Here is a 25,239-nt window from a genome sequence, read left to right as displayed (position 1 = left end):
AGTCTCTATGTGAGACCTACCCTAAAACATAGACCATCCAGCACCGGGAGAATATGCATGTTTCTAGTCATGGGAATTACGGGAAAAGTCGGCGGCGCAACGGCCAGGCATCTGTTGGCGCAAGGTCAGAAAGTACGCGCGCTGGTTCGCGACCGAGCGAAGGCGGCAAGCTGGACGGACCAGGGCGTCGAACTGGTCGACGGCGACTGGAACAATGCGGCCGGCATCGAGCGGGCGCTCAAGGGCGTCGACGGCGCGTTTGTCATGTTGCCGGCCGTCTGGGCCCCCTCGCCGGACTTCAAGGAAGCCAAGGGCATCATCGCGAACTATGTCGAGGCGCTGACCAAGGCCGCGCCGCCGCGAGTCGTCGGGCTCTCGTCGATGGGGGCGAACAGAACCAGCGGGCTGGGGATGATCACGGCCCTGTCGTTGCTGGAGCAAGGCTTTCGCAAACTGACATCGCCGACTGCCTTCGTGCGCGCCGGCGGGTTCTTCGAAAATTTCCTTTACGGCCTGCACGTCGGCCAGGGCGGCATGCTCCCCGTCTACTACAACCCGACCAACCGGAAATCGACGATGGTCGCGACGAACGACATCGGTGCCGAGGTGGCGACGCTGCTGACCGGGCCGGCGTGGTCGGGGCATCGCGTCATCGAACTTGGTTCGATGGTCAGCGCGGATGAAGTCGCAGCGCAACTGGGCGATGCCATGCAGCGCGACGTCAAGGCTTTCGCTGTCCCGCGGGCCGAGTGGCCGGCAGCGTTCGAGCAGTTCGGCATCCCGAAGGGCCAGACCGGACCGGCTGAAGCGATGTTCGAGGCCGTCAACGCGGGCTGGATGGACCTCGGCGTAGCGGGCACGGAGCACGTCGCAGGCACAACGCTTCCCCGCGATGTCTTCGCGGCGGCCCGGAACGCCGCCACGGCGTAGGTCCGCGGATCAGCGATGAGATGCGACTTTCGGACTGCTCCGGAAATCCGCATCTCCTTCGGAATGAATGCGTCGCGGCGGACACCCGTCATCCCATGGTGAAGGGTGATCTCGTAGATCACCTTTTCGAGCCGCAGCAATCGCGGACATCGGCCGGCTCGTCGACCAGGCGGCCACAGGTTTCTCGGCGGAGCCCCCATCAGAAGTCACACAGGTTCGCCGCGGCGCCCTCATCAGAAAAGGATGGACAAATGTCAAAGATTTCCTGGCACCAGGTCTCGGCCCTGGCGCTTGCAGCTTTCTTCATCGTGGGATCGCTCAGCAACATCTTCGCCCCTGGGTCGATCTACGAGGAGTATCTGCGGTGGGGATACCCGCACTGGTTCCATTTCGTGACCGGATCGCTGGAACTCACGACCGCCGTTCTGCTGGCGCGGGCACGGACGCGGCTGTGGGGCTCGGCGCTCGGCTGCGCTGTGATGTTGGCGGCGCTCGCAACCGTCACACTCCACGGCGAATACGGACACGGGGTGGCGCCGCTTGTCGCGGCGACACTATCGATAATCGTCGGCTGGTTCGCCTGGCGGAAGCGGCTCCCCAGCCCGGCATGACTGACGCCACTGGAGGGCCGACGGAATGTCCGCGTGCGAGTGTTCACGGGTGAAACTGGATGTCCACCTACCGCCAATTTTGGTCTCGCTGATGCCGCCTTTGATCAGCTGCCGATACACGCCCTAGGCCCGCCGCATCAGCTTGAGCGAGGCCGCAAGACGCAAGCTGCGTTTGCCCGCAAGCGCGATGCCTTCCAACTCGCCACTATCCGCCGTGCAGGTCCCGGAGAAGCCGATGCCGACCTCGTAACCGCCGAACATGGGATTCTCGCCTTTCGCCGGCGTGTGCTCCTGGTTGAGCATCTCACCCTTCCAGCGGCCATCCGCCGACGAATAGGAGCCGAGATAGTAGAAAAACGCATCGCCGCCGAGGATGCGGCCGTCCATCAGCAGCATCACGCCGGAGAGCCCGGCATCGACCCCATCAAGCGCGCTCAGACTCATCCCATAGAGCCCGTTGGCGATGCCGCCCTCCCCGATCGTGCCGCGTGGTGGCAGCGCCCCACCATCGAGTCGCGAGAGGCTGGCCCAGAAGTTGCCGCCCGGCATTGTGTCCGCGCTGCCCTCGAGACGGATCTGGTTGCCGTTCAGCCGGCCGCGTGCATTGATCGAGGCGACATCAGCGCCCATCAGCGGTTTGTAGTGAGGATCTTCATTATGCCGTTCGGTGATCACCTCGGCGATGATCTCGCCGTCGCGCTCCTGATAAGTTCCAAGATGCGCGAAGGCCGAGTTGCCGCCGAGCATCTTGCCGTCATGCAGGCACATGATGCTGCGGCCGAACGCATTGTTGATGCCGTATTCAACTTTGTAGAGCCCGTCCAGCAATGCAATTGACCCGCAAAATCGGAAAAGAATTGCGGACTACCTAGCACCGCTGCCGCACTGACGCCATCCGGCTTTTCCGCGCAGGAGCCACTCGCCGAGCTATCGCTGCATGATGCCATCATGCCCCTGTTTTGCCTGACGGGTCAATCCATATTTCGTAAAATACGAAACAAGTAATTTCAACGACTTGGCTACTGTGCATGGGGTTGTTTTTGACTTTTTTGGTTTGTGCGGTCCCGGACGGCCCTCGTCATGCGTCAATGACGCTTGAAATACTGCACCTCGCGCTCGTGCTTCTCGGCCGCCGCGCGGCTCTTGAAAGTGCCGAGGTTACGGCGCTTGCCGGTCTTGGGATTCACCTTGCGCGAATAGAGCCGGTATTCGCCGGATGCGAGTTTGCGGATCATGATTGCGCCTCCTGCTTGTTGTGATCTCAACGGCCTGTGCCGGGGCCGGTTCCTTCCCGAGGAAGGCTCCTTCGAACCCGGATGGACACGATCGAGCGGCGTTCGAGCACCGAAGAGGTCCGCGTCTATCGCACCCTGACGCCGGAGCAGATCAGCGCGAAATACCGCAGCGATCGCGACCACGCCTCTGAAGGACCGATGTTCGGATATCTCAAGCGCGCGCATCCGCACGCCGATGATGAGGCGATCAGACAGGCGGTTATCGTCGCCGTCAAATTCGAGGACGCCACCTTCACGCACTTCAACTGGAATGGCGATTTCCGGGACTGCGTCGTGCGCGCGGTGGCGCAGGCGGCGAGGCAATATCCGGACTTTCTCGACACGACCTATCGCGACGCCCGCAACAACCTCGCCTACTACATGAAGTGAACTAGAAGCATAGCGTGGTGACGAGCTTGCCCTGCTTGTCCTTGATTGCGTAGGGGCAGCGTATCCGCTCCAGTGCCTTCTTGGCATCCTCGTCGCCGAGCGCGGCAGCGCGCTCGTAATAGGCCTTGGCGGCGTCCTTGTCCTTCGGCCCGCCACGGCCGTCCTGCGCGAAGGATCCCATGCGTTCCAGCGCGCCGGGATGGTTTTGCGCCGCCGCCTTCTCGAACAGCGTGCGTGCGGCAACATCGTCCTTCTCGCCGCCGTTGCCGTTGGAGAGCATCAGGCCGAGCTGGTACTGCGCCTCCGCGTTGGTTTCGGCGGCCCTGCCCAGCAGCGCCCGCGCCTGCGCAGGGTCCGCGGGCGCGGCACCGCCTGCGCTGCCGAGGGCTGCAAGGTTGGAGACGCCGCGGGGATTGCCGGCCTGCGCCGCCTTCTCGAATAGTTTTCGCGCCTGCGCCTCGTCTTTGGCAACGCCGGAGCCGGTGCCATAGAGCACGCCGAGCTCGACCATGGCCGCGCTCGAACCCTTGTCGGCCGCCTTGCGCCAGGCGGCGATCGCGTCCGCCGTCTGCCGGTTGGCCGCGTAGGCACGTCCAAGCGCGAACATCGCGCGCCGCGATGACGGTGCGGCCTGCTTGCAGAACTTGATGGCAGTCGCAACATCGGAGGCTGCAACTTCCGGCACGCCCTTCACATCGGCCGGCTTGTCGGGATCGCTGGGATCGGCCGCCACGCGGTCGCACAGGACGAGGTCGGCCGATTGCGCGTGCGCCGCCAAGGGCGCGGCAAGCATGAAGAGGATGGCACAGAGGTAGGTCCGCATGGGCGTCACGTTGCGTCCGCGTCCCGGCGAATTCAAGGCTCGAGTCCGGACTTGCGCAGGACCGGCGCGATCTCGGGCGACGCCAGGTAGCGCAGCAGTCCGTCGGCGGCGGCCGCATGTTTCGCGCTCGCCATGCGGCCGGCGGAGAACACGGCCGGCGTCTGCAGATCGAGCGGGATCGGGCCGACCACTTCGATGCCGTCGACCTGCTTCAGCTCGCTGATCTGCTGCACGGCGAGGTCGGCCTCGCCGCTGACGAGCCGCTCCGCGGTAAATCCCTGCTGCACGATGGTGGCCCTGGCGTTGATCTCGGCCGCGATGCCCATCCGCGCGATCAGCTGCGCAAAGTAGATCCCGCTTGCACCCAGCCGTGAATAGGCCACGGACCGCGCCGCCAGCACCGTGTTGCGCAGCGCGGCTTCGCTTGCGATGTCGGGATGCGCGTGGCCTGCCTTGACCGCTATGCCGACATAGGAGCGCGCCAGATCGGCCGCGCTCTCTGCGAGCACGCGCCCCTCGCCGATCACCTCGTCGAGCCCCTCGCGCGTGAGGATCACGAGATCGGCGGCCTCGCCGTCGCGCAGCCGCTTGAGCAGCGCCTGGGTCGGCGCAAAATCAGCGTCGATATGGACGCCGCTAGCGGCCTCGTAAGCCGAGGACAGGCTGCGCATCGCGCCCATCAAGCCGAGCGTCGAGAGCATGCGAACGACGTTTTCCATGTGCAATTCCTGTAACGGTCAGGCGCGGTGCATCAGCTTGAGCGCGGCGGTCAGGCGCAGGCTGCGTTTGCCGGCCAGCGCCGTTGCCTCCAGCACCGCCCGCTCTGCGTCATAGCTGCCGGAGAAGCCAATGCCGACCTCGTGGCCGCCGAAGATCGGGTCGTCCTTGGCGGGCGTGTGCTCCTGGTTGAGGATCTGGCCCTTCCAGCGGCCGTTCGCGGCGGTGTAGCTGCCGAGGTAATAGAACGAGGCATCGCCGCCGAGGATGCGGCCCTGGTTCAGCAGCATCACGCCGGTGAGGCCGCCGTCAATGCCGTCCAGCATCCGCAGGTGAACCGAATAGAGGCCATCGGCGATGCCGGCCTCGCCGACGCCACCGGCGATCGGCACCTCGCCCTCCGTGATCGGCGTCATCACCGACTGGAAGGGCACGCCGGGCAGCTCTTTCAGTTCACCTTTGAATCGATAGAGGTCACCGTCCGCCCGGCCCTTGGCGATCAGCGTCGCGTCATCGGTGCCGGCCATGGCGCGATAGCTCGGATCGGGATTGTGGCGGACGGTCTTGATGACGATGTCGATACCGTCAGCGGTCTTCTCGTAGGTGCCGATATGGGCGAAGGCGGAATTGCCGCCAAGCATCTTGCCGTTGCCGGCATGCATCACGCTCCGGCCAACACCGTCGCCGAGCTGAAATCGTACCTTGTAAAAGCCCTCAAACACCAGCCGTCCCGGGCCCTGCGCGCATTCACGGACACTCTACTCCGCTTTCGGCAGCGATGGACAGACTTCAAGCCGGCATGGCCGGCAGACCCACAACAACGGCTGTCATCAAAATGAAAAATCCGCCGGAGCCTTCAGCTCCGGCGGATTGAAAGCCAACCCGGGCCAGCCCCCAGCCCGGGCCGGGAGGATCTTAGGCGGCCGCCTTCTTGTCGGCCGGCACGGACGCGATCGTCTTCAGGATCTGCGAAGCGATCTGGTATGGGTCGCCCTGCGAGTTCGGACGGCGGTCTTCCAGATAGCCCTTGTAGCCGTTATTGGCGAAGGAGTGCGGAACGCGGATCGAAGCGCCACGGTCGGCAATGCCGTAGCTGAACTTGTTCCATGGCGCGGTCTCGTGCTTGCCGGTCAGACGCTTGTCGTTGTCCGGGCCGTAGACGGCAATGTGGTCCATCAGGTTCTTGTCGAAGGCCGCCATCAGCGCCTCGAAATACTCCTTGCCGCCGACCGTGCGCATGTACTCGGTCGAGAAGTTGGCGTGCATGCCGGAGCCGTTCCAGTCGGTGTCGCCAAGCGGCTTGCAGTGGAACTCGATGTCGACGCCGTACTTCTCGGTCAGGCGCAGCATCAGGTAGCGGGCCATCCACATTTCGTCAGCGGCCTTCTTGGAGCCCTTGCCGAAGATCTGGAATTCCCACTGGCCCTTCGCGACTTCCGCGTTGATGCCTTCGTGATTGATGCCGGCTGCGAGGCAGAGGTCGAGATGCTCTTCGACCATCTTGCGGGCGATGTCGCCCACGTTCGAGTAGCCGACGCCGGTGTAGTACGGGCCCTGCGGCGCCGGATAGCCGGAGGCCGGGAAGCCGAGCGGACGGCCGTCCTTGTAGAAGAAGTACTCCTGCTCGAAGCCGAACCACGCGCCCTCGTCGTCGAGGATGGTGGCGCGCTTGTTGGTCGAGTGCGGCGTCTTGCCGTCGGGCATCATGACTTCGCACATCACGAGCACGCCGTTGGTGCGAGCGCCGTCCGGGAACACCGCGACCGGCTTCAGCACGCAATCGGAGCTGTGGCCTTCGGCCTGCTGGGTGGAGGAGCCATCGAAGCCCCAGAGCGGGAGCTGCTCGAGCGTCGGGAACGACGCGAATTCCTTGATCTGAGTTTTGCCGCGCAAGTTCGGAGTCGGCGTATATCCGTCGAGCCAGATGTACTCGAGCTTGTACTTGGTCATTGAGCCTCTCTGTAGATGATGCGAAAGGTGGGGACGGCTAGTCCCCGCACGTTTGTACCCGGCCACCATCGGCCGACCGCTTACAAGCATTTAACGTGCCAAAAAGCCGCAGCGCGGGAGGTCTTCCACCGCCGCCGGCGGGTCCGGGACCGCACCGGCTATTCACAGCCACGTGCGTCATAGCAGCGCACCTTTTCGTGACGCCGCATCGCAAAAATCCCGCGGAAAACGCCCGATTCTGGTGCACCCAAGGTGGTAACCGGCGCTGCCGTCTAAACGCGCATCACTGTCCAGCAATATTCGCGAAGTCTCTGGTCGCCGCTCGCAACCTTCGCAATGGCCCAAGCGTTAGTCACCCAACCGCTGCCTTGGAGAAGGCAAACGAGCGATTGCTCACAAAATAGGCCAATACTGATTTTCTTTTCAGCACTTTGCATTTCGGAATGCACGGCCGATATGGGGAGTCCAGTAACCACAAGCCAACGAGTCGGGCGCACCATGGAGGCCAAGCGCTGCGATCTCAGGAGATACCGCAATGATGGATAATGGTTTGAGTCATGGATCGGCAACGATCTACCAATTCCCCGTCGGGGGCCGTTCGGCTCTCGGGGGGCGCCGTTATGGTGAGGCCCGTCTGCCGGCCGATCACGTTTCGCTCCCAGTGAACGAGACGATTTGCAGCGGCAGCTGGTACCACCAGGAGGCGATCGAGGAAGCAAAGCCGAAATGGGACCGCTGATGTCTGCGTTTGGTTCGATACCGCCGCGCTCTCACAAGCGCCCGGCGGCAGTTTGAAAAAGGGTCGAAACAACGAAGTTTCGGCCCTTTTTGATTCCGAACCTGATTGCAGGATCAGATCACCGCGCAGGCGGTGACCGACCGCCTCAAATGCCTGACCGTGGTGGTTCCGGTCTTGCCAATCGTCAGCGTGATCCCCGCCCCTGAATAGCGTGCGCCCGAGACCGTCAGCCGCTTGGCGAGCGTGACAGATTCGCCGTCGATCTGGAGGAAGGCGCGCTTGTCCTCGTCATAAAATCCAACGATGAACTGGGTACTATCGGCGCAGCGATAGGTCTGAAAAGTCTGCGCATCGGCCCGCCGCGCGCCGAAAATTCCGCCCGCCAGCATGGCGATGGCCAAAACAATGGCCTTGTGCCGGTCCATAATCGCCCCCTGCAATAGCCCGCCGGCAACATAACAAAAGCTGATCCGATGCAAGACTCCTCCGTGCAAGACTCCCCCGCCCGCCACCTCAGCCTCCAAGGCGCCAGCAATTTTCGTGATCTCGGCGGCTATCCAACCGCCGACGGCCGCACCACGCGCTGGCGACACATCTTCCGCTCCAACCATCTCGGCCAGCTTACAGCCGCCGACATCGAGATCGTCCGTGCGCTCGGGGTGCGAAGCGCGTTCGATTTCCGCGGCGTCGAGGAGCGCGCGGCCGGCGTCTGCGTGGTCAACGAGATCACCGTGCATTCGCTGCCGATCGAGCCGACGGTGGTGGCGTCACTGCGCGCCGAACTCGCCAGTGGCACGCTGACCGCGCCGGTTGCGCTGGAGATCATGCGCGAATCCTATCGCAATTATGTCCGCCACAACACGCACAGCTTTCGCATGCTGTTCAGCCACCTCCTCGAAGACCGCGCGCCACTCGTCATCCACTGCACTGCCGGCAAGGACCGCACCGGCTTCGCCAGCGCGCTGATCCTGCATGCGCTCGGGGTCGCCGACGACGTCATTGCGGAGGACTATCTCCTGACCAACCAGTTCTACCGGCGCGACGTATCGACCGTCTCGGATCTTCCTGCCGATGTTCTCGACGCGATCGGCTCGGTCGAGGCCTCCTATCTCGCTGCGGCTTTCGAAGCCGTGGGCGGCGAATATGGCGATCTCGAAACCTATCTGCGCGACGGGCTCAAGCTTGGCCCAGCAGAGCGGACCGCACTGAAGGCGCGCTACCTGCAATCGTGATCCGCTACGGTCGCTGTTGGCGCGGCAGCCTTGATGATTGAATTCGTCAGGGCGAGCGATACCTCCATGGTGCTCCAGTCGCTCTGATGCAGCTGGTCCGGATCGCTCGTATCCAGCAATTGCGCGAACGACACGTTGTTCTGGATGTGCCAATGCCGCATCAGCGCCCAGCGCTGGAACAGATTGACCTCGGCATCCCCGGCGGCATCGCGGATCAGCCGGACCATCTTGTCCGAGAGTTCGGCGCGGTCATCCCACAGCATCTTCGTCACATATTGCGGATCGATCAGCAGAACCTCGAAGCCGCGGGCGCGCAATTGGGCGAGCCCCTTCCTGATATTCTCGGCAACCACATCGACGTCGTATCGGTCGTTGTGAAAGACCGCGTTGGTCCCGACCTGCCAGATGACCAGCGCGGGATCATCCTGAAAGATATCCGTCTCGAAGCGCTTGAGCTCGTCGTCGGCTTCCTCGTTGCCCTTGCCCCGGTTGAGGACGTCAATCCGGATGTTCGGGCGAGGATCCTCATCCCTGTAGTGCTGCCGCAGATACATCTCGAGCCTGTAAGGATAGGGAACGACGTCGGCTCGCCCGGCCGTCGAGGACGACCCCATCGCGACGATACGCACCGGGCCCTTTCCGTCCAGCGCTTGCCGGAGACGCATCAGCGGGAATTTCAGGTCGACGATCGCAGCGGGAACTTCGATAGTCGGCAAATTATCGGACATGAAACAACCTTCTCCACGATCTAAAGTTGCATCTATAACCCAGCCTTGAAGCCGCCGCCATTGCAAGTCCAATTCGCTCCGCGCAATAGTCGACGCGAATTGATACGACGGAGAGTTTCATGCAGGGAAAAGTCATTGTCGTGACCGGCGCGCTCGGCGCGCTCGGCAAGGTAGTCGCGGAGGTCGCGCAGTCACGCGGCGCGCGGGTCGCCGGCATCGATCACGCGCCCTCTCAAATGCCCGCGACGGCCGAGCGCATCGAGATCGGTGGCATCGACCTGTCCGACGCAACGCAGGCGAAGACGGCCGTCGAGGCTGCGGAAAGACATTTCGGCAGGCTGGACACATTGGTCAACATCGCCGGCGGGTTTGCCTTCGAGACCGTTGGCGACGGCGACATCAAGACGTGGCAGCGCATGTATGCGCTCAACGTGCTGACCGCACTCAACGCCTCGCGCGCGGCGCTGCCGCATCTCGCCGCCTCCAAGGCCGGCCGCATCGTCAATGTCGGCGCAATGGGCGCGCTCCAGGCAGGCTCCGGCCTGGGTCCCTACGCGGCATCGAAAGCAGGCGTACACCGGCTCACCGAAGCGTTGGCCAGTGAATGGAAGGGCAAGGTCACCGTGAACGCGGTGCTACCCTCGACCATCGACACCAAGGCCAATCGCGCCGACATGCCGAAAGCGGACTTCTCCAAATGGGTCACGCCGCAGGAGCTCGCCGAGGTGATCCTGTTCCTCACGAGCGATGCCGCGAGCGGCGTCACCGGTGCGCTGATTCCGGTGAGCGGACGAGTTTGACCAATCCGGCACCAACAGCCGCAGATTGCCCCTGAAACCGCACCATCCGTTCCCGATCAAATGCCGCGGAGCCATAGTGCGATCCGGGCTAAACTGGCCGCAACTGATTCTCCGATCGGAACGCCTGTGGAAACCGCGCTCTATCTCCCCGTCAAACGCTTTCTCGAACAGCTCGGCTTCACCGTGAAGGGCGAGATCGGCGGCTGCGATCTCGTCGGCCTCAGCGCCGGCGATCCGCCAGTCGTGGTGATTGGCGAACTCAAGCTTACCTTCAATCTCGAACTGATCTTGCAGGCGGTCGACCGCGCGCCGGCGGGCGACGAGGTCTGGATCGCGGCAAAGATGTCGGTGCGCGGCAAGGGACGCGAGAGCGATGCGCGCTATCGCAATCTCTGCCGTCGCCTCGGCTTCGGCATGCTTGGAGTCACCGACCGCGGCCAGGTCGAGGTGCTGGTGAAACCGCCCACGGCGGCGCCGCGCCGTGAACCCAAGACGCGCTCGCGGCTCGTTGCGGAACATCAGCGCCGCCAGGGCGATCCCGTGCTGGGCGGCAGCACGCGCGCGCCGATCATGACGGCCTATCGGCAGCAGGCGCTGGCCTGCGCCTCGGCGCTCGCCCAGGGTCCGCAGCGTGTCAGCAAGCTGCGCGAACGCTGTCCTGATGCCGGCAAGATTCTGCTGCACAATGTCTATGGCTGGTTCGAACGCGCCGAGCGGGGAATCTACGGGCTCACAGCGGCCGGCCATGCGGCACTGAAACGCTGGCCGCAACAACGGGTTGAGGTCGATGCCGGTGCCGCGTCACCTCCCTGACACCCAACCGGTGCATAGCTGAGATGCCACACCAATTTCATATTGCAATGCAGCATAACCGGCACTAGGTATCCCGGATCGAAACGAGGCCATTATGAGCGCAGATTGGAATACCAAGTACGGCACGCGGCGCGTGCGCCACGATCCGCCCACCCTGGACGAGGCGATCTTCGCGGCCGTCGGTATCACTGACGATCAGGAGCAGCAGGCCGAGATCGCCGCCTCGCTGATGGGGATGCCGCTTGATGTCGTTCAGGCCGAGGTCAAGAAGCAGGCGCGCACCAACAGCCGTATCACCGCCACCCGCGTGATCGCCGGCGAGCAGGGCGCGCAGCGCTCAATCGTGGTCGAACGCCGTGTCGTCCGGCGCTTCGGCAACGACAAGCGCACCGGCACCTGAGCGCTCTATTTAACGCTGATATCAAAGCGGACCGGCTTCGCCTGTCCGCTTTTTGATTCCAGTCAGGCGGCGCGGTTGCCGTACATGCTTGAGATCAGCTTCCAACAGGTCGAGTTGAAGCTGAGCAAGGCGCGGCCCGCCGTGAATGGCGCCGCCGCCAGATCGGCAAGCTCGGCTTCGGGCGTCTTGCCGAGGTCGATCGTGCCGGTCGATTCGCCGTGACGGAATTGCAGATTCGCGCCGAACTTCTTGGCGAGCGCACGCATCGCGTAATTCTCAGCGCCTGTGGTGATGCGCAGGCGCTTGAAGCCCTTCCAACGCGCCTCCGCGATCAGACGGCTAAACAGCACGGTACCGACGTTCTGGCGGCGCGCTGAGGCCTCCACACTGAAGGCCACCTCAGGCAGCGAATCGTCTTCCGGCGGATGCAGCTCGGCCGCACCGCGGACCACGCCATCGACGATATAGGCGACGATCACGGTGCCGTCCTCGGCACAGCGGGCGGCGTAACGCTCGATAAAACTGTCGTCGAGAAAACCGTTAAAGCGGTCATGCCGGCTTTCGGCATCGAGCCTGAGCAGGTGATCGCGCAGAAGCGGCAATTCTTCCTGCTGGCTCAAGGTCCGCACATAGCCTGGAACGGACCTCGTGCGGGTGGTGTCTGCAAGTGCCAAGTCTACTTCGCGTGACAAGTCAAAACTCCTCTTGGTCTCCCTCGAGGAGGCGTTCGAATCCCTAGGCCTCCTATATTGTGCATCGCACCATACTTTTCAAGACGGGAACCTGCCCAAGTTTCGGGCACCGGAGGCGACTAATTCGTTAACAAAATCAAAGCACCGTAGTCATACGAGGACGAGCTGGGTCTGGGTTACCACGGCGACCAGCTTGCCATCCTCGGTTTCCAGCCGGGTGGTCCAGACCTGGGTCCGGCGGCCCCGATGGACCGGGGTGGCGGTGGCGACGACCGTTGTTCCCTCCTTGGCCCCACCGATGAAATTGGTCTTGCTCTCCAGTGTGGTCGTGCCCTTGGCGTCCTCGGGCAGGTTGATCACGGTCGCCGCTGCGCCAACGGAATCAGCCAATGCCATCAGCGCACCGCCATGGATGGTGTGATGAAGCGTGCAGAGATCGGGCCTGACCGTCATCCGCGCCACCACGCGATCCTTCTCGGCTTCGACGAACTCGACGCCCTTGAGCTCGGCGAACGGCATCTTCATCGCTTTAAGTTTCTCAAGCGGCGTCATCGGATTTCCTCCCAATTAGTTCTGTTCTCAAGGTGAATTGCCCCGTGCGGCAAAGCAATGACGTCCAAGGTCATGGCGCTGCTGACATTCGCGCCGATATTTGCGCATATGCTCGTGTCATGCGCCACTTCCCGCCCCGCCGTATCGTCTGCCTGACCGAGGAGACGGTCGAGACGCTCTATCTGCTCGGCGAGCAGGACCGCGTCGTCGGCGTCTCCGGTTATGCGGTGCGCCCACCTCAGGTCCGCCGCGAGAAGCCGCGGGTGTCAGCCTTCGTTTCGGCAGACATCCCAAAGATCCTGGCGCTGGAACCGGACCTGGTGCTGGCCTTCTCCGATCTCCAGGCCGGGATTGTTGCCGACCTCGTCCGCGCAGGCATCGATGTCCACGTCTTCAACCAGCGCGACGTCGCCGGGATTTTGGCGATGATCCGCACACTCGGCGCACTGGTCGGCGCGGCTGAGCGTTCGGAGGAACTCGCGCATGGTTTCGAGCAGCGGCTCGCGGCGATTGCGGCAACACCCCGTCCCTCGCTGCGGCCAAAAGTCTATTTCGAGGAATGGGACGATCCGCTCATCTCGGGCATCGGCTGGGTGTCCGAGCTCATCGAGATTGCCGGCGGCGAGGACGTGTTTCCGGAGCTGCGACACCGGCAGGCGGCAAAGGATCGCATCGTGTCGGCGGACGCGGTGCGCAAGGCAGCACCGGACGTGATCCTCGCGTCATGGTGCGGCAAGAAGGTTGTGTCCGCCCGCATCAGGGAGCGTGACGGCTGGAGCGAGATTCCCGCCGTGCGCGACAACCGCATCGTCGAGATCAAGTCACCGATCATCCTGCAGCCTGGACCTGCGGCGCTGACGGATGGGCTGGATGCGATCGTGACGGCATTGTGGGGCGAGCACGCTTGAACTTGCAGCAGACATCGTCTTCCTAGCCCCGTCATCCTGAGGTGCGAGCTGCGTGGTGCAAAGCACCGTGCAGGGAGCCTCGAAGGATGAACGGCCCCGATGCAGCCGGGCCGTCGCCCTTCGAGGCTCACCCACTGGCGCGATTGCACCGCTGAGCTCGCACCTCAGGGTGACGGTGACAGCTTCTCACGTCACCGCATTGACGACCTGATATTCCGGTCGCCGCCACACTTCTCCTGCGATCACGTCTTCGATGATCTCGGCCGCTCGCACGATCTCGCCTTCGCCGATATACAGCGGCGTGATGCCGAACCGCATGATGTCGGGTGCGCGGAAATCGCCGATGACGCCGCGGGCGATCAGCGCCTGCATGGCGGCGTAACCGCCGTCGAAGGCAAAGGAAACTTGCGAGCCGCGGCGTTGGTGCGCGCGTGGTGTCACCAGCTTCAGGGATGAGCAGCGGCGCTCGACCTCTGCAATTAGGAGATCCCCGAGCGCCAGCGAGCGTACGCGGACTTCGGTCATATCGACGCGGTCCCAGATGTCGAGCGAGGCTTCCAGTGCGGCCATCGCCAACACAGGGGGCGTGCCGACGCGCATGCGTTCGATACCGCCGGCCGGCTGATAGCCGAGATCGAACGTGAACGGCTTTGCGTGACCCATCCATCCCGACAATGCGGCGCGCGCACTGTCAGCGTGGCGCGGTGCGACGTAGAGAAACGCCGGCGCGCCGGGGCCGGCATTGAGATATTTGTAGGTGCAGCCGGCGGCGAAATCGACGCCGCAGCCTGCGAGATCGACCGGCAGCGCGCCGGCGGAATGGGCGAGATCCCAGACGGCGACGATGCCGAGCGCATGCGCTTTCGCCGTCAGCTTCGCCATGTCATGGCGGCGGCCGGTGCGGTAATCGACCTCGGTGATGTAGAGGACGGCAACCTCCTCCGACAATGCGGTCTCGATCTCCTCCGGCGCCACCAGACGCAATTGATGGCCGCGCCCGAGCGTCGCGATCAGGCCCTCGGCCATGTAGAGGTCGGTCGGGAAATTGCCGGTGTCCGACAGGATGACCTTACGCGTCCCGTTCATGTCGAGCGCAGCCGCAAGCGCCTGATAGACCTTTAGCGACAGCGTATCGCCTATCATCACCGAGCCGGCTTCCGCGCCGATCAGCCGCGCGATGCGGTCGCCGACGTGACGGGGTTGCACGTACCATCCCGCGGTGTTCCAGGCGCGTATCAGCTCATTGCCCCATTCGGTCTCGATGACGCCGTTGACGCGCTCGGCAACACCAAACGGCAGTGCACCGAGCGAATTGCCGTCGAGATAGATCACGCCCTCAGGCAGATGAAACAAGGCCTTGGTGTCGTCATAGACGCGAAGCTTGGTCATGACCATCTCTATAGAATCGTGCGCACGCGCCAGAGCTCGGGGAACAGCTCGACCTCGAGCATCCGCTTGAGATAGCTGACGCCGCCGGTGCCGCCGGTGCCGCGCTTGAAGCCGATGACGCGCTCGACCGTCGTGACATGGTTGAAGCGCCAGCGGCGGAAATAATCCTCGAAGTCGACCAGTTTCTCGGCGAGTTCGTAGAGCATCCAATGCGTCTCCGGCGCCTCGTATACTTCGCGCCAGGCCTGCAACACGCCCTCGTTGAAACTGTGCGTCTCACGGACGTCGCGCGCCAGTACCGCGGCCGGCATCTTGAGCCCGTTGCGATCGGCGAGCCGCAACACTTCGTCATAGAGGCTGGGCGTCGCAAGCTCGGCCTCCAACAGCTTCGTCACCTCGGAATCGTGCGCATGCGGCTTCAGCATGGTGTGATTGCGGTTGCCGAGCAGATATTCGATCAACCGGTACTGGCGCGACTGGAAGCCGGAGGACTGGCCGAGCTTTGAGCGGAAGCGCGTATATTCGCTCGGGGTCATGGTGCGCAGCACGTCCCAGGCACTGTTGAGCTGCTCGAAGATGCGCGACATCCGCGCCAGCATCTTCATGGCCGGGGCCACCTCGTCCTTGGCGATCGCGCGGCGCGCCGCGCTGAGCTCGTGGATGGCAAGCCGCATCCACAGTTCGGTGGTCTGATGCTGGATGATAAACAGCATCTCGTCATGCGCTTCGGACAGCGGATGCTGCGCGCCGAGGATCGCGTCCAGCGCCAGATAGTCGCCGTAGGACATCTGCCGGGCGAAATCGGTCTCGGCGCCTTCTTTGGTGGGATCGTAATCGCTGGACGTCATGGCAGGCCCTTTCGATCGATCATCCCTGGCTTCGTTCAGTCGAGGCCGATCAGTCGCGCGGTGATCTGCGACGACGGATCCTTCAGCGCGTCGATGACCGTAAAGTGGTTGAGCCCGGGATCGACGACGAGGCGCGTCGGCACATCAAAACCGGTCCAGACATTGGCCATCAGGTCGGATTGTCGGATGAACTCGGGCCGCTCGCTGCCGCCGACCCAGGCCGTGACCGGCGAATGGCCGCGCGGCAGATGCAACGCCGCGCTCTCGAGCGTCGCCTCCTCCATTGTCATCCGCAGCGTCTCGTTCATCTTGGTCTTCAGCAGCGGACGCAGATCGTGCAGGCCGCTGATCGAGAGGGTGCCGGCGATACGGTTGAAGACGGCGGGCTCGAGCCGGCTGTCGTCGCACAGCATGCGCGTGACGAGATGGCCGCCGGCGGAGTGGCCGGCAAGCCGGATCGGCCCTGCGACGAGCGAGGCCGCCTTGGCGGTCGCGGCCGTGATCTCAGTGGTGATGTCGGAGATGCGCGCGGCCGGCGTCAGCGTGTAGCTCGGCAGCGCCACCGTCCAGCCGTGCTGCCGCGCGCCTTCGGCAAGATCGGTCCAGGTCGACCTGTCGAAGCGCATCCAGTAGCCGCCATGGACGAACACGACGAGGCCCTTGCTGTCGCCGTCGGGCAGGATCAGGTCGAGGCGCTGACGCTCGCTGGAGCCATAGGCGATGTCGGGACGAAAATCCTTCAGCGCGGCGCGGTACGCCGCCGCCCGCTCCGCCCACAGCGCCGGCATCTTGTCCGAGCCCGGGATATGGGCCGAATTGGCGTAAGCGTCATCCCAATCGCGCATCGTTCCTCCCTGACGGACTCGCCCCGCGATCCGCCTTCGCCCTTCGAGCTACGGCGGACAGGTCGGGCGCTAGTCTGCCACCGGCGCGGCCGGCATCCTAGTCTTTATTTTAAGCTTAAAGTATCTGGGAGAGCCGGTGGATTGGGCAACGGGACGATCCATGTTGCGTTCCCCGGGCGCAGCGCAGCGTGCAACGATGCGCTGCTGAACCGGGGTCCAGCAAATGCGGCGACATGGGTCCCGGCTCTGCGGTGCACCGCTTCGCGCTGCGCCGCGTCCGGGACGCAAGCAACCTACACCCTCTCCACTCCGCACCACTCCGCGATGAACAGCGCCATCGCCTTCGTCGTCTTCTTCAGCGACTCCAGTTCGACGAATTCGTTGAAGCCGTGCATCTCGCCGCCACTTGCGCCGAAGCAGAGGCTGGGGATGCCGTAGTTGAGGCCGTAGAAGCGGGTGTCCGTGAGCGCGGTGAATACGAGGTCTTCGACCGCGCCGCCATAGACGTTGGTGAAGGCCTTGCCGAACGCGGCTTCTGGCGCGGCGGAGTCGGTCAGCTCGTAGCCTTCCGACAAGAAGCCCGACCATTCGATCTCCGGCGGATTGTTGGCGAGGAAGCGGTGGTTGCGTGAGGCGGCCGCGACGCAGGCCAGAATTTCCTTCTGGTGATCAGCCACCGACCAGCCCGGCAGGACCGCGATGCGGCAATCGACGTCGCACCACGCCGGAACGCTTGAGGCCCAGTCGCCGCCCTTGATGATGCCGGGATTGAAGTTGATGGGATGGTTGAGTGTCTTGAAATGACGATCGGCTTTCGCGCGCTCGTTCCACTCGATCTCGAGTTTTTGCAGGGCATGGACGAGATGATAGGCCGCCATGATCGCATTGGAGCCTGAGCCGGCGAAGGCGACGTGGGTCGGGTGTCCCTTCACGCGCAGGCGAAACCAGATCACGCCGACCTGCGAGCGCACCATTTTGCCGGCGGTCGGCTCGGGAATGAAACAGGCGTCGGCGCGATAGCCGCGCTGCAACGTCGAGAGCGCACCGACGCCGGTGCTCTCCTCCTCGATGACGGACTGGAAGTGGATTCGCGCCGTCGGCTTGAGGCCGGCGGCCTTGATCGCATCCAGCGCCGAGAGCGCGCCGATGGTACCGGACTTCATGTCGCAGGCGCCGCGGCCGAACATCTTGCCCCCCTTGATGACAGGCGAGAACGGCGGCGTGTCCCACAATTCCAGCGGTCCCGCCGGCACGACGTCGCAGTGACCCTGAAGGATCAGCGATTTGCCGGCATTGGTCTGCGGACGATAGGTCCCCACCACCGAGCGCGCCCTGGAGAAATCGTGCTCGATCGGGCCGAAGCCACGCAGATCCTTGAGATCTTCGACATTGATGTGCCAGTCGTCGACCTCGTAGCCGCGTTCGCGCAGGAGGTCGCCGATCATGTCCTGGCACGGCCCCTCCGCCCCGCGGGTCGAGGGGATCGCGACGAAATCAATTGTGGTCGCCAGCTGGGCTTCGAAGCCGGCATCGACGGCGTCAAGAATCCTCTGCTGCGTGTCGGCATTCATCAGGCTACTCCAATCGGGACGTTCAGATCATCGATGGAGCGCAAGCTAGCCGATTTCAGCCATTCGGGTACTCCACAAAATAAGCTTCCCGCAATGCATCTTCGAGCAGTCGGCCTTCCGAATAGCCATCCAATGTCGCAGGCCGCGTCACGCCATCGAGCAGGCGCGGGCACGGCTCGGGCGCGCCGAGCACGGTGCGCACGGGGATGCGCTCGGCATAAATCGGCAACTCATAGTCTTCGTCATCATCGGCAACACCCTTGGCGCGGACTTTTGCCGACGCTTGCTCGATCTCCATCGCAATGAAGGAGGTCGCCTTGATCTCCTGCGTGTTCCTCTGGCGCAGGCCTGCGGTACGATCCGGGAAGAAGCGGTCGACCATCGCGATCACCGCGCGCTCCTTCTCCTCGGAATCGGTGACGAGATAGGCGGTGCCGAACGCCATCACTGCGCGGTAGTCGGCGGAGTGATTGAAGCCGCAGCGCGCCAGCACGAGGCTATCGAGATGGGCGACCGTCAGGCACACCCGCTCGCCCTTGGTCTGGCTGCGCAGCATGCGGCTGGCGCTCGAACCATGCCAGTAGAGTTTCGTCCCCTCGCGCCAGAAGAAGGTCGGCGTGCAATAGGGCTGGCCGTCGATCACATAGGAGACGTGGCAGAGCATCGAGGAATCCAGGATGCGATGAACGGTGTCGTGGTCATAGAAGCCGCGATCGTGGCGGCGCTTCACCTGGTTGCGCGCCGTCGTCGGATAGGAATTTGAAGTCTCAGCTTGGCTCACGGCCGCTCCTGTCGGGATTGGAAGAATTCCAAGACCAGTTGTAGCGGCGGATTTGGTCTGCGATAGTGCCAATTCCATGCAAAAAATTCCGACCAATTCTGTCCCCTCGCCAGCCAAGGCCGAGCTGCCGCTCGACCTGACCGGCCCGCACGTCACAGCCGGGGCGTCGGCGGCGCACCGGCTTTACCAGGCGCTGTGCGAGATGATCGTCGGCGGTCTGGTGAAGCCGGGCGAGCCGCTGCCGCCGTCGCGCATCATGGCGAAGCAAACCGGCTTTCGACGCAATGCCGTCGTCACCGCCTATGAACGCCTGATCGCCGACGGGTTTGCGCAAGCCACCGTGGGCTCCGGCACCTTCGTCGCCGCACGCATCCCGGCGCGCGCCACCGCGTCCAAAAAGCCGAAGGCCGTGATCGAGGCGCCGCGACAGGGCGCGCTCTCGCTCGGCTGCACCCATATCGACGAGCGCGCGGTGCAGCGTTTTCGCGCCTTCGTCGGCCGGCGCCTGCGTGCCTTCGGCGCCGAGCATCTCCACTACGGCGATCCCCGCGGCAGCCGCGAGCTGCGCGTCGCGATCGCCGATCACCTGTTGTCGGCGCGGGGGCTACGCTGCGACCCCGACCAGATCATGCTCACCTCCGGCACGCTGCACACGCTCCGCATCGTGCTCGGCTCGATCCTGAAGCCGAACGATCAGGTCTGGTGCGAGGATCCCGGCTATCCGATCGCGCGCAGGACCATTGCGCAATGCGGCTATCGCACCGTGCCCGTCCCCGTCGACGCAAATGGCCTGCACGTCGCCAAGGGCCGCGCCGCTGCGCCGTCCGCGCGCGCGGCTTACGTGACGCCGTCGCATCAGTTTCCGCTGGGCGTGCAGATGTCGATGCCGCGGCGGCTCGAGCTGCTGGACTGGGCCAAGCGGGCCGGCGCCTTCGTGTTCGAGGACGATTACGACAGCGAGTTCCGCTATGACGGCGCACCGCTGATGTCGCTCGCCGGCATCGATCACCTCCAGCGCGTGATCTACATGGGTACCTTCGCCAAGACGCTGTTTCCGGGCCTGCGTATCGGTTATTGCGCCCTGCCCGAGCGGTTGATCGCCGACGTGACCGCCGCCCGCGCCGCGCTCGACCGCTTTCCCGGAACGCTGATGGAAGGTGCTGTGGCCGACATGCTCAATTCCGGTGCCTTCGCCGCCAACCTGAAGCGGGTGCGAAAGCTCTACCGTGAAGCGCGCGATGCGCTGGCCGAGACGCTGGAAGCGGCTTCAGATGGCGCGCTGTCGGTGCCGGTGCCGTCGCAGGGCCTGCACCTGGTCGCGCAGTTCGATCCGTCGGTTGCCCCTGCGGTCGCGGCCGAGGCGAAACAGGCGGCCGGCGCGGAAGGCTGGCTGTTGGCCGATACCTATGCGCGAACACGTCCCCTGCCGGGCTTCGTGCTGGGATTTTCCGGGCACGCGGTTCCGCAGCTCGTCACATCTGCCGAAAGGCTCGCACGCGAAGCGCACGCTGCCTTGCGCGCAAAAGGCAAGTCGATGCGACGCGCGTGACGAAGGTTCACTATCAGAATCGCCCGCCGCTCCCTACATTGCGGCATCGATGCCGGGATCTCACATCATGCTGCTGCGCCGCGCGACTTGCTTTTCGCTCCTGATCGCCATCGCGCTCGCCACGACGGCGCGCGCAGGCACAGTCGGGCGCGAGCAGGACATCGTCGATCTCAAGCTCGGCCAGCGTGTGCAGGTGGATGATGGAACTTGCCCGGCCGGACAGGTCAAGGAAGTCCGCGGCGCGAAGATGACCGACAAAGGTATCTTGCGGACGAGCACCTGCGTGCAGCGGTTCGGTCCGAAATCGAAATGAGCTGAGCTAATAGCCCTGCTTCGCCGGGTCGAACATGCACTGCAAGGTCGGCTTGGCGATCTTGGTGAAGGTCGGGCCGATCTCGTTCTGTTTTGCGGCCGGCACCCATTCGGTCTCGATCGTTGGCACACCGGTCTCGCTGATGCCACGCAACAGCGCCTCGCGCAGATCACGATCTTCGACCACCGCTGCGGCATGATCATGCAGGCAGCCACACACCTCTTCCGGATGTTCCCAGCGGCCAAGCATGCGCGGCGCACATTGGCGCACGAACTCGGTCCGGGGATCCGGCAGCCTGGGCGGAGAGCGCACCTGTGCCTGGGCGGAGCTGATCGTCAGAAGGGAAATGAACGCTGCGGCGCAGAGACGAACTATCATGATGGCCCTTGCCGGCTGATTTTCTTGTTGGCGATCAGAAGCGCGCGGCGACGACGATCGGCTGCGGCGCCGCGATGGTCACCGGCGAGCCGCTGTACTGGAAGGTGCCGACACCCGGCAGATTGCCGTCGGGCGCCCCTGCAAGCGAGAAGCCAGCCAGCACGAACCCGAAAGCAAGGATGAAGCTGAGCGAGCGCATGGACTTGTCTCCGGTTTCCGTGGCAGGCGGTGCGCCGTCGTCGTTGTGACGCTGATAACCATGCGCGGTTTCTTCCGTGATGCGCCAAAAGCCGAAAATGGTTTCATCTTTGCGAGAATTGTTTCGTCGCGCCCGTGCTGACGAAACATTCGGCGGAAAACGCCAATCATTTCAGGTTGGTCGCACCACGGCTCAAAGTAGCCTGGCAAGCTCCGTTCGCGCTCAAAAGCGTGCCGCGTGCAGGGCACTGTCATGCGCGCGCCTCATCCGCTTCACATGCATTTTACGTTTTCCTGCTGAAGAGAAGCCCAAGCGAAGGCTGGGCCCTGTCGAACCGGGGGCGCGTCGGCTGCGACCCAAGCCATCGAAACCGAGAAGCCCGGATCACCACCGGGCGCTTTCACGTGAGGGATGGCCATCATGATGGCGCAAGATCGCGCAACGGCGCGCGACGCGGCCCAATCGACCGACCGCGCCGATCAACAATCCATGCGCCGCCGCGCCGATTCGTCTGGTGCGATGGCGCTGCAATCGAGCCGCGGCTACGAGGCCGCACCGCAGGCGTTCGTGCGGCTGACCGGCTCACATCTTGCAAAACCGCGCATCAGCCGCGAACGCGTCACTGAGTGAACGCAAGCGCGTCACTGAGTGAAGAAGTCGCCGCACTTCTGGATATTATCCGTCGCACCCCACGGCATGATCGGTACGGTCGAGGTCGAGTTCTTCGGCGATCCCTCGATCAGCTTGTCCGAATAGACCATGTAGACCAGCACGTTGCGCTTGGCGTCGCAGCCACGCACGATCTGCATCTTCTTGAAGAACAGCGAGCGGCGCTTGCGGAACATGTCGTCGCCCTGCTCCATCTTGTCCTTGAACTTGATCGGCCCGACCTGGCGGCAGGCCAGCGAGACGTCCGAGACCTCCTCGGCAAGACCCAGCCAGCCTTTGAAACCGCCCTTCTCCGGCACGGTGAAATGACAGGCCACACCCTCGACCTCGGGATCGTCGAGGCCGTAGGTCGCGAGCTTGTCGTTCGGGCTGACCCATTTGAACACGGTGGAGCGGCGGAAGATCAGATCCGGCTCGTCGGCAGCTGAGGCGGACGCCGCCGGAACCACCAGTAACACGAGGAATAAAGCGAAGTCTTTCAAGCGGATGCCGGAAAAACCGGCGAAACGAGATGACATGAAGTTCTCCGGTAGCAAGTCCCGCAATGTAAGTATGCGAACGCCGCTCAGGAAGGCGACGAACAGCCAACCGCGACCGCCGTTTACCGCTCCGTGAGGCTTTTTTGCTACGGATTGGACAAATGTAGCTGATGGCAGAACTGCCGTGCTGGTGAACGCGTATCCCCTCTGCGAGACTAACGTCTGATTTGGATTGTGGATTCGAGGAATGAATAGCGTGAACGAGTCCCGTTTTTCTGCCACGCCGGCACGCCTGTGGCAGGTCGCCATTTTGACGGCGGCAGGTGCGATCGGCGCGACCAGTCAGGCGGAAGCAGCGTTTTATTATTGGTCGGATTATTCCGACGGGTCCTACGGCCGGCAAGAGCGACGTCCCGAGGAGCCGCGACAGAAGCCGCAGAAGCACGGCGCGGCCGGCAAGAAAGACGTCGTTGTCGAAAAGGAAACCGGCGCGAAGCCTCGAGGCCCTCTCATCATCGTCGTCTCGATCGACCGGCAGAAGGTAACGATCTTCGACTCCAACGGCGTATTCGCCGAGGCTCCGGTCTCGACCGGCATGAAGGGCCATTCGACGCCGATGGGCGTGTTCAGCGTCATTCAGAAGCACAAATTCCACCACTCCAACATCTATAGCGGCGCGCCGATGCCGTACATGCAGCGGATCACCTGGTCCGGCATCGCCATGCATGCCGGCGTGCTGCCGGGCTATCCGGCCTCGCATGGCTGCATCCGCATGCCGATGGCGTTCGCGGTGAAGATGTGGAACTGGACCAAGATGGGCGCACGCGTGATCGTCACGCCCGGCCAGATGACGCCGCAAAGCTTCTCCCACCCGATGCTCGCCTCGCTGCGCGTGCCACCGCAGCCGGCGGCCAGCCTCGAACCGGCGACGACAGTTGGCGACAAGGCTGACAAGGCCGCGCCCGAAACCAAGGTCACTGAAGCAAAGCCGGTCGAAACCAAGTCTTTTGAAACAAAGACCGCCAGCGCGGAAGGCGTGTTCAAGTTGCGCTCGACGGTCGGCCATACCATGATGTCCGACGTGACGACGGGCAATGCGACGGTCCGCGACGAAGCCGCTGCACCGGCGCCCGCAAAGACCGCGGAGGCCTCCGAGCCGGCGAAGCAGCCCGACGCGACGGCGAAGACGGATGAGGGCGCCAAGCCCGCCGACGCCGCGAACACCGAAGCGAAACCCTTCGAAGCCGCGGAAGCTCCCAAGGCGACCACGGACGAGAAGCCCGCCGAGAAGGTCGAGGCTGCCAAATCGGAGCCGGCCGATACTCCGAAGACGGAAGCGGCAAAGTCCGAACCGGCGAAATCCGAACCCGCCAAGGCCGAGGCGGCAGAAACCGAGAAAAAACCCGACGCGGCGGCAACGGCACCCGCGCAAACCACTTCGCCGGACGCGAAGAAGGACCAGACCCACGTCGCTGATCCCGCGCCGGCCGCCAAGCCGGACCTGCCGAAACGCGCCGGCCAGATCGCGGTGTTCATCAGCCGCAAGGATTCCAAGCTCTACGTGCGGCAGAACTTTGCGCCGCTGTTCGAGGTGTCCGTGACGATCGCCGCAAGCGAACGGCCGCTCGGCACCCACGTCTTCACCGCCGAGGTCGACAAGACCGACTCCAACGTGCTGCATTGGTCGGTGCTGTCGCTGCCTGTCGCGGTCCGCTCCGCCGCACGTGAGGACGGCGGCCGCATGACGCGCCGTCAGCGCGGCGCCGCCGTGATCCCGGTCGCCGCAAGGCCTGTCATCACGCCGGACAGCCCGGCCGAGGCGCTGGACCGCATCTCGATCCCCGCCGACACCATGGCGAAGATCAACGAGATGCTGACCACCGGCGGCTCGGTCATCGTTTCCGACCAGGGCATCAACCAGGGCGAGACCGGCGAAGGCACCGATTTCATCGTCCGCCTGTACTGAATTACGCCGCGTCAGATAACGCGGTGTTGAGCAGGCCTATCGCATTGGCGGAGTAGAGTGCGTCCCGGATCGTGTCGGGGGACGTCGCCATGCTGAACCGCAGAACCATGCTCGCGACCGCGCTTGCTGCGACGGCGACAATGGTGACGCGCGCGCTGGCCGACGGCGGCATGAGCCGCATCCCAGCCTATGCCTTCTCATTTCCAGCTCTGTCCGGCGATGACATTCGGCTTGCCGCCTTCACCGGCAAACCACTGCTGATCGTGAACACCGCTTCGCTCTGCGGCTACACTCCGCAATATGCAGGCCTGCAAGAGCTCTGGGGCGAGTTTCGCCAGCGCGGGCTCACTGTCATCGGCGTGCCTTCCAACGATTTCGGCGGCCAGGAGCCCGGCGGCGCCAGCGAGATTTCGGAGACCGCGCAGCACCAATACGGCGTTACCTTCCCGATCGCCGCCAAGGCCGTCGTGGTCGGGGCGAAGGCACACCCGTTCTACAAATGGGCCGCCGAAGCGCGGCCGAAGGAGGTTCCGAAGTGGAACTTCCACAAATACCTGATCGGCCGCGACGGCTATATCGCCGAGGTTTTTCCGTCCGCCGTCGAACCTTCCGACACCCGGATCAAGACTGCGATTGCGAGGTCTCTCGCCGACAGTTGACGCTTCGCGCCCCAACAGGCTTGGGCACAATTGT

Annotated in this window: 32 protein-coding genes; 14 read left to right on the top strand and 18 right to left on the bottom strand. The window is 63.8% G+C overall.

The window, feature by feature from the left end; translation table 11 throughout:
* Positions 1-57 precede the first annotated feature (57 nt).
* Both ABIB73_RS29375 and ABIB73_RS29370 read left to right on the top strand, forming a co-directional pair.
* A complete protein-coding gene (locus ABIB73_RS29375; protein ID WP_354229721.1) occupies positions 58-930 on the top strand; it encodes an NmrA family NAD(P)-binding protein in 873 nt (290 codons plus the stop codon).
* A gap of 251 nt (positions 931-1,181) precedes the next feature.
* Positions 1,182-1,541, top strand: a complete 360-nt coding sequence (locus ABIB73_RS29370; protein WP_354229719.1) for a DoxX family protein — start codon at positions 1,182-1,184, stop codon at positions 1,539-1,541.
* A gap of 123 nt (positions 1,542-1,664) precedes the next feature.
* Here the strand turns inward: ABIB73_RS29370 and ABIB73_RS29365 are convergent, their stop codons facing one another.
* Positions 1,665-2,369 (bottom strand): GrlR family regulatory protein, encoded by a 705-nt coding sequence (locus ABIB73_RS29365; RefSeq protein ID WP_354229717.1) that lies wholly within the window; start codon positions 2,367-2,369, stop codon positions 1,665-1,667.
* A gap of 257 nt (positions 2,370-2,626) precedes the next feature.
* Entirely contained in the window at positions 2,627-2,776 is a 150-nt protein-coding gene (locus tag ABIB73_RS29360; RefSeq protein WP_007609497.1) for a hypothetical protein, read from the bottom strand.
* A gap of 81 nt (positions 2,777-2,857) precedes the next feature.
* Between ABIB73_RS29360 and ABIB73_RS29355 the strand changes: the two genes are divergently transcribed.
* On the top strand, positions 2,858-3,205 hold the full coding sequence (locus tag ABIB73_RS29355; protein WP_354229714.1) for a hypothetical protein: 348 nt from the start codon (positions 2,858-2,860) through the stop codon (positions 3,203-3,205).
* Between the two features lies 1 nt (position 3,206).
* Here the strand turns inward: ABIB73_RS29355 and ABIB73_RS29350 are convergent, their stop codons facing one another.
* The 4 genes from ABIB73_RS29350 to ABIB73_RS29335 form a co-directional block, all read right to left on the bottom strand.
* Positions 3,207-4,028 (bottom strand): tetratricopeptide repeat protein, encoded by an 822-nt coding sequence (locus ABIB73_RS29350; protein ID WP_354229712.1) that lies wholly within the window; start codon positions 4,026-4,028, stop codon positions 3,207-3,209.
* A gap of 32 nt (positions 4,029-4,060) precedes the next feature.
* Positions 4,061-4,747, bottom strand: coding sequence for a substrate-binding domain-containing protein (locus ABIB73_RS29345; RefSeq protein WP_354229710.1), 687 nt, complete (start codon positions 4,745-4,747; stop codon positions 4,061-4,063).
* Positions 4,748-4,765: 18 nt separating this feature from the next.
* Positions 4,766-5,467, bottom strand: coding sequence for a GrlR family regulatory protein (locus ABIB73_RS29340; RefSeq protein WP_354229708.1), 702 nt, complete (start codon positions 5,465-5,467; stop codon positions 4,766-4,768).
* Between the two features lie 193 nt (positions 5,468-5,660).
* Positions 5,661-6,695: a glutamine synthetase beta-grasp domain-containing protein gene (locus ABIB73_RS29335; protein WP_148753007.1), complete on the bottom strand. Its 1,035-nt coding sequence runs from the start codon at positions 6,693-6,695 to the stop codon at positions 5,661-5,663.
* A 535-nt stretch (positions 6,696-7,230) separates the two neighbouring features.
* Between ABIB73_RS29335 and ABIB73_RS29330 the strand changes: the two genes are divergently transcribed.
* Entirely contained in the window at positions 7,231-7,434 is a 204-nt protein-coding gene (locus ABIB73_RS29330; RefSeq protein ID WP_354229706.1) for a DUF2735 domain-containing protein, read from the top strand.
* A 113-nt stretch (positions 7,435-7,547) separates the two neighbouring features.
* Here the strand turns inward: ABIB73_RS29330 and ABIB73_RS29325 are convergent, their stop codons facing one another.
* Positions 7,548-7,859 (bottom strand): MliC family protein, encoded by a 312-nt coding sequence (locus ABIB73_RS29325; protein ID WP_354229704.1) that lies wholly within the window; start codon positions 7,857-7,859, stop codon positions 7,548-7,550.
* 63 nt (positions 7,860-7,922) lie between these two features.
* On the opposite strand from ABIB73_RS29325, the gene ABIB73_RS29320 reads away from it, so the two are divergent.
* Positions 7,923-8,666 carry a tyrosine-protein phosphatase gene (locus ABIB73_RS29320; RefSeq protein WP_354229702.1) on the top strand — a complete coding sequence of 248 codons (744 nt, stop codon included), beginning with the start codon at positions 7,923-7,925 and terminating at the stop codon, positions 8,664-8,666.
* Here ABIB73_RS29320 and ABIB73_RS29315 read toward each other — a convergent pair.
* Positions 8,651-9,394, bottom strand: coding sequence for an SGNH/GDSL hydrolase family protein (locus ABIB73_RS29315; protein ID WP_354229700.1), 744 nt, complete (start codon positions 9,392-9,394; stop codon positions 8,651-8,653). The two genes, ABIB73_RS29320 and ABIB73_RS29315, sit on opposite strands and share 16 nt — an antisense overlap.
* A gap of 119 nt (positions 9,395-9,513) precedes the next feature.
* On the opposite strand from ABIB73_RS29315, the gene ABIB73_RS29310 reads away from it, so the two are divergent.
* The 3 genes from ABIB73_RS29310 to ABIB73_RS29300 all read left to right on the top strand — a co-directional run bounded on the left by ABIB73_RS29310 (position 9,514) and on the right by ABIB73_RS29300 (position 11,407).
* Positions 9,514-10,194, top strand: coding sequence for an SDR family oxidoreductase (locus ABIB73_RS29310; RefSeq protein WP_354229698.1), 681 nt, complete (start codon positions 9,514-9,516; stop codon positions 10,192-10,194).
* 126 nt (positions 10,195-10,320) lie between these two features.
* Positions 10,321-11,007 (top strand): DUF2161 domain-containing phosphodiesterase, encoded by a 687-nt coding sequence (locus ABIB73_RS29305; protein ID WP_354229696.1) that lies wholly within the window; start codon positions 10,321-10,323, stop codon positions 11,005-11,007.
* Positions 11,008-11,101: 94 nt separating this feature from the next.
* Positions 11,102-11,407 carry a hypothetical protein gene (locus tag ABIB73_RS29300; RefSeq protein ID WP_234682621.1) on the top strand — a complete coding sequence of 102 codons (306 nt, stop codon included), beginning with the start codon at positions 11,102-11,104 and terminating at the stop codon, positions 11,405-11,407.
* A 62-nt stretch (positions 11,408-11,469) separates the two neighbouring features.
* Here the strand turns inward: ABIB73_RS29300 and ABIB73_RS29295 are convergent, their stop codons facing one another.
* Together ABIB73_RS29295 and ABIB73_RS29290 are read right to left on the bottom strand one after the other, a co-directional pair.
* Positions 11,470-12,081, bottom strand: coding sequence for a GNAT family N-acetyltransferase (locus ABIB73_RS29295; protein WP_354229855.1), 612 nt, complete (start codon positions 12,079-12,081; stop codon positions 11,470-11,472).
* A 168-nt stretch (positions 12,082-12,249) separates the two neighbouring features.
* Complete coding sequence (locus ABIB73_RS29290; RefSeq protein ID WP_354229694.1) at positions 12,250-12,651, bottom strand: PaaI family thioesterase; 402 nt, start codon at positions 12,649-12,651, stop codon at positions 12,250-12,252.
* 119 nt (positions 12,652-12,770) lie between these two features.
* Here ABIB73_RS29290 and ABIB73_RS29285 point away from each other — a divergent pair, with 119 nt between their 5' ends.
* A complete protein-coding gene (locus ABIB73_RS29285) occupies positions 12,771-13,559 on the top strand; it encodes a cobalamin-binding protein (protein WP_354229692.1) in 789 nt (262 codons plus the stop codon).
* Between the two features lie 186 nt (positions 13,560-13,745).
* Here ABIB73_RS29285 and kynU read toward each other — a convergent pair whose 3' ends face one another.
* The 5 genes from kynU to ABIB73_RS29260 all read right to left on the bottom strand — a co-directional run bounded on the left by kynU (position 13,746) and on the right by ABIB73_RS29260 (position 18,993).
* Entirely contained in the window at positions 13,746-14,948 is a 1,203-nt protein-coding gene (gene kynU / locus ABIB73_RS29280; protein ID WP_354229690.1) for a kynureninase, read from the bottom strand.
* Positions 14,949-14,956: 8 nt separating this feature from the next.
* A complete protein-coding gene (gene kynA, locus ABIB73_RS29275) occupies positions 14,957-15,796 on the bottom strand; it encodes a tryptophan 2,3-dioxygenase (RefSeq protein ID WP_354229688.1) in 840 nt (279 codons plus the stop codon).
* Positions 15,797-15,831: 35 nt separating this feature from the next.
* Entirely contained in the window at positions 15,832-16,641 is an 810-nt protein-coding gene (locus ABIB73_RS29270) for a hormone-sensitive lipase (protein ID WP_354229686.1), read from the bottom strand.
* A gap of 293 nt (positions 16,642-16,934) precedes the next feature.
* Positions 16,935-18,212, bottom strand: coding sequence for an ArgE/DapE family deacylase (locus ABIB73_RS29265; RefSeq protein WP_354229684.1), 1,278 nt, complete (start codon positions 18,210-18,212; stop codon positions 16,935-16,937).
* Positions 18,213-18,267: 55 nt separating this feature from the next.
* Positions 18,268-18,993, bottom strand: coding sequence for a pyridoxamine 5'-phosphate oxidase family protein (locus ABIB73_RS29260; protein WP_354229682.1), 726 nt, complete (start codon positions 18,991-18,993; stop codon positions 18,268-18,270).
* 76 nt (positions 18,994-19,069) lie between these two features.
* Here ABIB73_RS29260 and pdxR point away from each other — a divergent pair, with 76 nt between their 5' ends.
* Both pdxR and ABIB73_RS29250 read left to right on the top strand, forming a co-directional pair.
* The gene (gene pdxR / locus ABIB73_RS29255; protein WP_354229680.1) at positions 19,070-20,542 is read left to right on the top strand and encodes a MocR-like pyridoxine biosynthesis transcription factor PdxR; all 1,473 of its coding nucleotides are present in this window, start codon (positions 19,070-19,072) and stop codon (positions 20,540-20,542) included.
* A gap of 67 nt (positions 20,543-20,609) precedes the next feature.
* Complete coding sequence (locus ABIB73_RS29250) at positions 20,610-20,855, top strand: DUF6719 family protein (protein WP_354229678.1); 246 nt, start codon at positions 20,610-20,612, stop codon at positions 20,853-20,855.
* Positions 20,856-20,861: 6 nt separating this feature from the next.
* Here ABIB73_RS29250 and ABIB73_RS29245 read toward each other — a convergent pair whose 3' ends face one another.
* Both ABIB73_RS29245 and ABIB73_RS29240 read right to left on the bottom strand, forming a co-directional pair.
* Entirely contained in the window at positions 20,862-21,233 is a 372-nt protein-coding gene (locus tag ABIB73_RS29245; protein WP_354229676.1) for a hypothetical protein, read from the bottom strand.
* Positions 21,234-21,267: 34 nt separating this feature from the next.
* On the bottom strand, positions 21,268-21,432 hold the full coding sequence (locus ABIB73_RS29240; protein ID WP_354229674.1) for a hypothetical protein: 165 nt from the start codon (positions 21,430-21,432) through the stop codon (positions 21,268-21,270).
* Positions 21,433-21,852: 420 nt separating this feature from the next.
* Here ABIB73_RS29240 and ABIB73_RS29235 point away from each other — a divergent pair, with 420 nt between their 5' ends.
* A complete protein-coding gene (locus tag ABIB73_RS29235) occupies positions 21,853-22,062 on the top strand; it encodes a hypothetical protein (protein ID WP_354229672.1) in 210 nt (69 codons plus the stop codon).
* Between the two features lie 11 nt (positions 22,063-22,073).
* On the opposite strand, the gene ABIB73_RS29230 is transcribed toward ABIB73_RS29235, so the two are convergent.
* Positions 22,074-22,619, bottom strand: coding sequence for a CreA family protein (locus ABIB73_RS29230; protein WP_354229670.1), 546 nt, complete (start codon positions 22,617-22,619; stop codon positions 22,074-22,076).
* Positions 22,620-22,827: 208 nt separating this feature from the next.
* Between ABIB73_RS29230 and ABIB73_RS29225 the strand changes: the two genes are divergently transcribed.
* Positions 22,828-24,546 (top strand): L,D-transpeptidase, encoded by a 1,719-nt coding sequence (locus ABIB73_RS29225; protein WP_354229669.1) that lies wholly within the window; start codon positions 22,828-22,830, stop codon positions 24,544-24,546.
* An 89-nt stretch (positions 24,547-24,635) separates the two neighbouring features.
* Entirely contained in the window at positions 24,636-25,205 is a 570-nt protein-coding gene (locus ABIB73_RS29220) for a glutathione peroxidase (RefSeq protein WP_354229667.1), read from the top strand.
* Positions 25,206-25,239: the final 34 nt, after the last annotated feature.

This window comes from Bradyrhizobium sp. F1.4.3 (genome assembly GCF_040548375.1).
In the GTDB taxonomy this organism is placed as follows: Bacteria; Pseudomonadota; Alphaproteobacteria; order Rhizobiales; family Xanthobacteraceae; genus Bradyrhizobium.
Note: the sequence above shows the minus strand (reverse complement) of the source record. Positions and strands in the feature narration are given on the sequence as shown.